Below are 6,772 nucleotides of genomic sequence, written 5' to 3'. Positions count from 1 at the left end.
ACAGCAGTTGCTGCAAATACGGCTGCAAAACGTTTTTTCATTGTAAATACCCCTTCGGATAGATTTAACATCAAAAGGGGTATTTGGGAGAGCGGTTATAAGTTGAGTTATTGTAGAATGGATAGTTAATATAGTCAAGGAAAAGATGAGTGACCGTAAGAAGTTAACAAGTAAAAAAGGGCTATACCAAAGCAAGCTCACAGGGATTCGTCAGGATAAGAGGATTATCTTACAAAAAGAAGTATGAGTTACTTTAGGTATAGCCCCTATACATGTTAAGGTAGTTCGTCGAGATATGTTTGTAGTTTATCGATACCAATATTTTCAACGGCAGAAATTCTGAATATTTTATGTGCACCGGCCATTCGTAATTGCTCTTCAGCGTAGATATAGTCGTCTTCATGCGCTAATAAATCTATTTTAGTAATAATACCAATAACAGGTTTGTTAAATAGTGAGGTAAAACCTGGGGAATATATCTGCTCTTTTTCTGTAGCGGGTAGGAGAAATCCAATAATATCCGCATCAGAGGAAGTAACAAGCAGGGCGTTGTACATGAGACGATGTTGTACGAATTCTCCTGGGGTATCAATAATAGAATCATGAAACTCTAACGCTTGGGTTTTGACATAAGTTAGATCTACACCGGTTAGCCGTTGGGTTAATGTAGTTTTACCACATCCTATAGGACCTACTAACATTAATTTTTTCATATGTAATCCCTTTCTTATTAGGTAGTAAAGATAAATTTTATTTGTAGATTGAGGATGGGTTAATTTCATTAAACATGTAAACAGACAATTAGTCAATACGGTAAAATTAAATTGAATTGACAAAATACTTTCTACTTTGTATCATCAAGGTAACACAGAGCTGTGTGAAAAAAGCAACGAGGCTTACTTTAGTAACTTATGTAATAAGAAAGGAGTTTCGTATGCGTATTTACACAGGAACGGGAGACAAGGGAATGACACGGCTTGTTGGTGGAGCGGCTGTTGCAAAGGATTCGGATAGAGTAGAAAGTTATGGAACCATAGACGAGTTGAATTCATGGATTGGTTATGCTGCTACATTTATGGGAAAATCATATGAAGATGAGTATAAAGAAATTGTAACGATTCAAAATTTCTTATTTGATATTGGAACCGAATTAGCCACGCCCGAAACGAATTTGCGAGGACCTGTAATTTCGGAAGAAGCCATATCCTGGATTGAATCACGTATTGATTACTATACAGATGCGGCCCCAGATATTAATCGTTTTATTCTACCCGGAGGTTGTAGACTTGCGGCGCTGTTTCATGTGGCACGGACGATTGCCAGAAGGGCAGAAAGACGTATCATTCGATTAAATACCACGGTGATGGTTTCACCGATAGTGATTACTTTCGTTAATCGCTTGTCAGATTATTTTTATGCGATAGCACGTTATTTTAATTTTCGAGAAGATGTAAATGATGTGTTCTATGAACGAAGCGCGGAGGTATTTCATAAAATTAAGGAGAAAGGATTGTAGTTCTTATAATCTCTGTGACTATTTATAATTATTATGCATAACAAATATTTATATTTCTGTTGACATATGATTTGGTTTGGTATAAATTATAATCATGAAGATTGAGGATGTACAACGGCGTACATGGGTTTTAATGCAATGAAGCTTTTCGCGGGACTGTTTTGTCTTGCGTTAGGCTTCTTTTTTTGTTTTTAGGATAGGAGAACATGTATGCAATCAATAAAGTTCCCTACAAATTTGTGGATTGGTGAAGATGCATTACAGCAGCTTCAAAATAGAGAGGAAACATCCTTCTTTATCGTTACAGATCCATTTATTCAAAAATCGGGCTTATTGGATTTGGTACTGGAACAATTGTCTTCAAAAACAGTAAATGTTTTTTCGGATATTGTACCGGATCCTCCAATCTCAGTAGTGGCAAAGGGAGCTGCACAAATTAATGAGGTAAGTCCGGAGGCTATTATAGCTATTGGGGGAGGTTCCTCCATTGATGCAGCAAAGGCTATGTATTACTTTTCAAAACGAACCGGTGATAGTAAGGCAAACACATTTATTGCGATACCGACTACTAGTGGTACAGGATCTGAAGTAACTAATTTCTCGGTTATTACTGATGAAGAAAAAGGGGTAAAATACCCATTAGTTACTGATGAAATTCAACCGGACATAGCAATACTTAGTCCTCAGCTTGTAAAAAGCGTTCCTCCAGCAATAACAGCTGATACAGGAATGGATGTTTTAGCTCATTTAGTAGAAGCATATGTAGCTACTAAGAAAAATGTTATGGCGGATATCCTTGTTGAATATGCGATACAGCAGGTTTTTACATACTTAAAAAAGGCGTATGATGATGGTAATAACCTGGAAGCGCGCCAACAGATGCATTTAGCCTCAAGTTTAGCAGGAATGGCATTTACGACTGTTGGACTTGGATTGACTCATGGCTTAGCGCATGCTATAGGAGGACAATTCCACATCCCGCATGGTCGATTGAATGCACTCATTTTACCACATGTGATTATGTATAATGCTGATTTACCATCCTGTGGGGCAGCTAAATCAGAGGCAGCCGCTAGGTATGCAAAGTTAGCAAAAACGATTGGAGCTTCAGTTATTGATAATCCAAGAGTGGGTGTTCTAGCTTTTATAAAAAAGGTTTGTAGTTTACAGCGCTCTATGAATATGCCACTTACACTTCGTGACTGTGGTGTTAATCAAGCGGACTTTATGGAAGCAATAGATAGTTTAGCTGATGCGGCCTTGGCTGATGCTTGTACATCAACAAATCCCAAGGTTCCAACGAAGGAAGAAGTTGTAGTTTTATTGAAAGGCCTTATATAGTTATAGGAGCCGTGTATGGAAGAAAAGCAGAGAATGATACAAGAATATGTGCCCGGTAAACAAATAACATTGGCACATATTATTGCGAATCCTACGAAAGAAATTTATACCAAACTTGGATTACCGACAGACGTGTATAATGCGTTAGGTATACTTACTATTACTCCGGCGGAGGCTGCTATTATCGCTGTTGATATTGCTACTAAAAGCGGGGATGTAAAGATTGGATTTGTCGATCGTTTTTCCGGTTCGGTTATTATTTATGGTGATGTAAGCTCTGTTGAAACGGCATTGAGAGCTGTGGTAGACGGGTTGAGGAATATTTTACACTTTGCACTTGGGTGCGAGGTGACGAGAACGTAATATAGAAGAGGGGTTCATATGAAAGGTAGAATAGTCATTGTAGACGATGAGCCAATCACTCGATTAGATATAAAGGATATGTTAATCGAGGCTGATTATGAGATCTGTGGCGAGGCTGCCGATGGATTTGAGGCTGTAGAAATCTGCCGTAAGGAAAAACCTGATTTGGTATTGATGGATATTCAGATGCCAATTCTTGATGGGTTAAAAGCAGCTAAGAAAATTGCGCAAGATAAATTAGCATGTAGCATAGTTTTTCTTACTGCTTACAGTGATTCTGGTAATACGGAAAAGGCAAAAAAAATAGGTGCTACAGGGTATTTAGTAAAACCTATTGATGAGAAGTCTTTAATTCCAACAATTGAAGTTGCGATAGCTAAGGGAAAGCAAACGCAAAATCTTGAAGCCGAAATAGAAGCATTGAAGACGCGTCTGGAAGAACGGAAGATTATTGAAAAAGCAAAAGGTGTATTAGGGCAATCATTAAACATTAGTGAGGATGAAGCATATCGACATTTGCGCAAGTTAAGTATGGATAAACGTGCTAAAATGAAGGAAATAGCGGAGTTGATTCTTATGGATAATGATTGATAGGTGTTGCCATTGAGTACTGAATTTAAAGATAAAGTGGTGGAATTGTGCAAGCAATTTACTAGTTTAACTGATGATGAAATTGAAGAGCTTTTAAAAGTAATTTCTTATTGGGAAACCGAAGCGGTCGCTCCTGATGCGGATGTTTTTGTAGATGTATTCAATGAAATTAAGAAAAATGCATTGGTTGTCTATCATAGGACGCCATTGTCAAAGCCATCTATGTATGACCATGCTGTGGTTGGTTTGGATGCACTTATGGAAAATGAGCCGGGAGTGCTACGGACTATGCAACTAGGAATTAATTCTATTGGATTGATTGCTTTGTCTCAGGAAGGTAAGTTAATAAGACAGTCGATTTATCCAATTAAGTATGGCGCAAAGGTTATTGGAACATTAATTATTGAAACCGATGGAAGTATTCCGAGCGATGAGAATGAGACTAGTATTGAGGCTATCATAGATACGAATTATATTACAGATGATTTTATTATTAATCAATTATCTGAAAATGTATTAGTGTTTGATGCAAAAGGGATTTTGTTATCAGCAAATGCAGGTGCTAAAGAGCTTTATCGTCGGCTGGGATATCGCAATAACATTATCGGTATGTCATATGACAATTTGACCTTGGATTATGTAACTTTTGACTATATTAAGTTTAAAATTGAAAGAGAATCAGGGAATTGGTCCATTGATTCTGAAAGTAAGTATTTACATTATTATTTTGTTATTAAGCATAGTTGGATTGCATTAAGAGAACGCTTAGTCGTTGTAGTTCAGGATGTAACTGAATTTAAACGGAGAGAGGAAGAGCTCGTACTAAAGTCTGTTGCAATCCAAGAGATGCATCATCGTGTAAAAAATAATCTGCAATCCATAGTTTCCTTACTAAAAATACAAGAGCGTAGGGCAAAACATGGAGAGACGAAAAAAGTTTTACAAGATAGTGTGTCTCGAATAATGGCAATTGCCTCTACGCATGAATTACTGTCTAAGCAGATGGAAAATTATACTCTGCTGGAGCAAACACTAACTATGGTTGTTCATAACTTCCACCATATTTTTGCGAATTATAAAGATGTAAAAATATGTTTGCAAGTAGACAGTGAAGTGTATATAACTACTGATCAAGTAGTAGCTGTTTCTGTTATTGTGAATGAATTGTTGCAAAACGTATTTGACCATGCGTATAATGACCGGCAAGGTGGAAATGTAACGGTTGTGGGAAAATTGGTCAATTCTACAATATTTATCGAGGTCAGTGATGACGGTAGCGGGTTTGATATTTCTGCTGTCAATGAAGACAGCTTAGGTATGATGATTATTAAGGGCTACGTAAAAGATAAATTGAAGGGAAAGTTAAAAATTGAATCTGATGGAAATGGAACAAGAGTTTCATTTCGTTTTCGATATAATGTAACAATGTAGTTGCATGACAGAAGAGCAAAGGTGCTCAAGTCGATTTGTCGTAGTTTTACGCGATAGGCTTGGGCACTTTTTTGTATACTTGGAGGTTTACGCATGGAAAAACAGGAAGATACGTTGCTGACAGTAGGTATTGATTTAGGTACTTCAACAACTCAGTTAATTTTGTCGGAGATTACTGTTGAAAACTTTGCCTCTGCTTTTACTGTACCACGCATAGAAATTTCTGATAAAAAGGTAATTTATAGGAGTGAAATTATATTTACTCCGCTCATCAATCAACAAATTATTGATGAAATAGCCATTAAAGAGTTTGTAGCTAATGAATATCATAAAGCGGGTATTAGTAAGGACAACATACAAATGGGTGCTGTGATTATTACTGGTGAAACGGCACGAAAGCAGAACTCGGAAAAAGTCTTACAGGCACTTAGCGGTTATGCCGGTGATTTTGTTGTAGCTACAGCAGGACCGGATTTAGAAAGTATAATTGCGGGAAAGGGTGCAGGTACGGAGGCTCTTTCTAAAGCCTATAGCGGATGTATTGTAAATTATGATATTGGTGGGGGAACCAGTAATTTAGCTGTATTTAAAAATGGTGATGTTGTAGATACAGCCTGCTTTGATATTGGAGGGCGACTCATAAAATATGATGTAGATACTAAGAAGATTTTATATATTGCCCCTAAAATTGAAGCCATTATAAATGAAGAGAACCTTTCAATACATGTAGGCGATATTGTAACGATAGAAAAGTTAGAGCCTATAATATCTATTTTAGTTCAGGTGCTTGCAAATGCGTCGGGTGTAGGTGAGAAATCGATTTATTACGACTTACTAATAACAAATCATGGGCTGTCTAATCCGGAGGCTGTGTCATCTGTCACATTTTCTGGTGGAGTAGCTGATTGCATCAATGATGTGGATTCTTCATGGGATCGATACGGAGATATTGGCTTGCTTTTAGGTAGATCTTTAAAAGAATCGATACTATTTAAAGAAAGACAGATATTAAAAACAGAGGAAACAATACGAGCTACTGTTGTTGGTGCAGGATCGCATACCGCTGATGTAAGTGGAAGCACAATTAGTTATACAGAAGATACATTGCCGGTAAAGAATATCCCTGTATTGCGGTTGACCCTGGAAGATGAATTGCTGGCTCCAGAAGAAATGAGTAAGAGAATACAGAATAAACTGGAGTGGTTTGTTTCTGACGGAGAACTTCCGCTAATTGCATTAGCGTTACAAGGAGAAAAGGCACCGTCTTTTAAAGAAATTCAACGTTATGCAGAAGGAATTGCGTTAGGTATGAAGCCAATCTGGACGATGGGAAAGCCTCTGTTAGTTATTATAGAATCCGATATGGCGAAAGCCTTAGGAAATAGTTTGTTTACATATTTACCAGAGGGTCACCCCATTATATGTGTTGACTCTATACAAGCAAAAAATGGTGATTATGTAGATATAGGAATGCCAGTAGCAGGAGGTGCTGTGTTGCCAGTAATAATTAAAACCTTGGTATTTAACTAA

7 protein-coding genes are annotated in these 6,772 nt (G+C 37.3%); 6 read left to right on the top strand and 1 reads right to left on the bottom strand.

The genetic code is table 11. The features are described from left to right. Positions 1 to 275 precede the first annotated feature (275 nt). Positions 276 to 713, bottom strand: coding sequence for a EutP/PduV family microcompartment system protein (locus Q5873_RS07520; RefSeq protein ID WP_028255368.1), 438 nt, complete (start codon positions 711 to 713; stop codon positions 276 to 278). 221 nt (positions 714 to 934) lie between these two features. Here Q5873_RS07520 and Q5873_RS07515 point away from each other — a divergent pair, with 221 nt between their 5' ends. The 6 genes from Q5873_RS07515 (at position 935) to eutA (ending at position 6,772) form a co-directional block, all read left to right on the top strand. Next, positions 935 to 1,516 (top strand): cob(I)yrinic acid a,c-diamide adenosyltransferase, encoded by a 582-nt coding sequence (locus Q5873_RS07515; RefSeq protein WP_028255367.1) that lies wholly within the window; start codon positions 935 to 937, stop codon positions 1,514 to 1,516. A gap of 210 nt (positions 1,517 to 1,726) precedes the next feature. Further along, positions 1,727 to 2,857, top strand: coding sequence for a 1-propanol dehydrogenase PduQ (locus tag Q5873_RS07510; protein ID WP_303060205.1), 1,131 nt, complete (start codon positions 1,727 to 1,729; stop codon positions 2,855 to 2,857). A 15-nt stretch (positions 2,858 to 2,872) separates the two neighbouring features. Further along, positions 2,873 to 3,220 carry an ethanolamine utilization microcompartment protein EutS gene (gene eutS, locus Q5873_RS07505; protein WP_028255365.1) on the top strand — a complete coding sequence of 116 codons (348 nt, stop codon included), beginning with the start codon at positions 2,873 to 2,875 and terminating at the stop codon, positions 3,218 to 3,220. A gap of 18 nt (positions 3,221 to 3,238) precedes the next feature. Next, complete coding sequence (locus Q5873_RS07500) at positions 3,239 to 3,811, top strand: ANTAR domain-containing response regulator (RefSeq protein ID WP_303060202.1); 573 nt, start codon at positions 3,239 to 3,241, stop codon at positions 3,809 to 3,811. A gap of 12 nt (positions 3,812 to 3,823) precedes the next feature. Beyond that, positions 3,824 to 5,242 (top strand): histidine kinase N-terminal domain-containing protein, encoded by a 1,419-nt coding sequence (locus Q5873_RS07495; RefSeq protein ID WP_303060200.1) that lies wholly within the window; start codon positions 3,824 to 3,826, stop codon positions 5,240 to 5,242. Between the two features lie 93 nt (positions 5,243 to 5,335). Further along, positions 5,336 to 6,772, top strand: coding sequence for an ethanolamine ammonia-lyase reactivating factor EutA (gene eutA / locus Q5873_RS07490; protein WP_303060198.1), 1,437 nt, complete (start codon positions 5,336 to 5,338; stop codon positions 6,770 to 6,772).

Origin of the sequence: Veillonella magna (assembly GCF_959600285.1) — a bacterium.
Classification (GTDB): Bacteria; Bacillota; Negativicutes; order Veillonellales; family Veillonellaceae; genus Veillonella_A; species Veillonella_A magna.
This window is presented reverse-complemented; position numbering and strand designations above follow the sequence as displayed.

Coding starts and splice junctions, on each gene's coding strand:
- Q5873_RS07520 (WP_028255368.1), bottom strand. CDS start 713: ATGAAAAAATTAATGTTAGTAGGTCCTATAGGATGTGGTAAAACTACA.
- Q5873_RS07515 (WP_028255367.1), top strand. CDS start 935: ATGCGTATTTACACAGGAACGGGAGACAAGGGAATGACACGGCTTGTT.
- Q5873_RS07510 (WP_303060205.1), top strand. CDS start 1,727: ATGCAATCAATAAAGTTCCCTACAAATTTGTGGATTGGTGAAGATGCA.
- eutS (WP_028255365.1), top strand. CDS start 2,873: ATGGAAGAAAAGCAGAGAATGATACAAGAATATGTGCCCGGTAAACAA.
- Q5873_RS07500 (WP_303060202.1), top strand. CDS start 3,239: ATGAAAGGTAGAATAGTCATTGTAGACGATGAGCCAATCACTCGATTA.
- eutA (WP_303060198.1), top strand. CDS start 5,336: ATGGAAAAACAGGAAGATACGTTGCTGACAGTAGGTATTGATTTAGGT.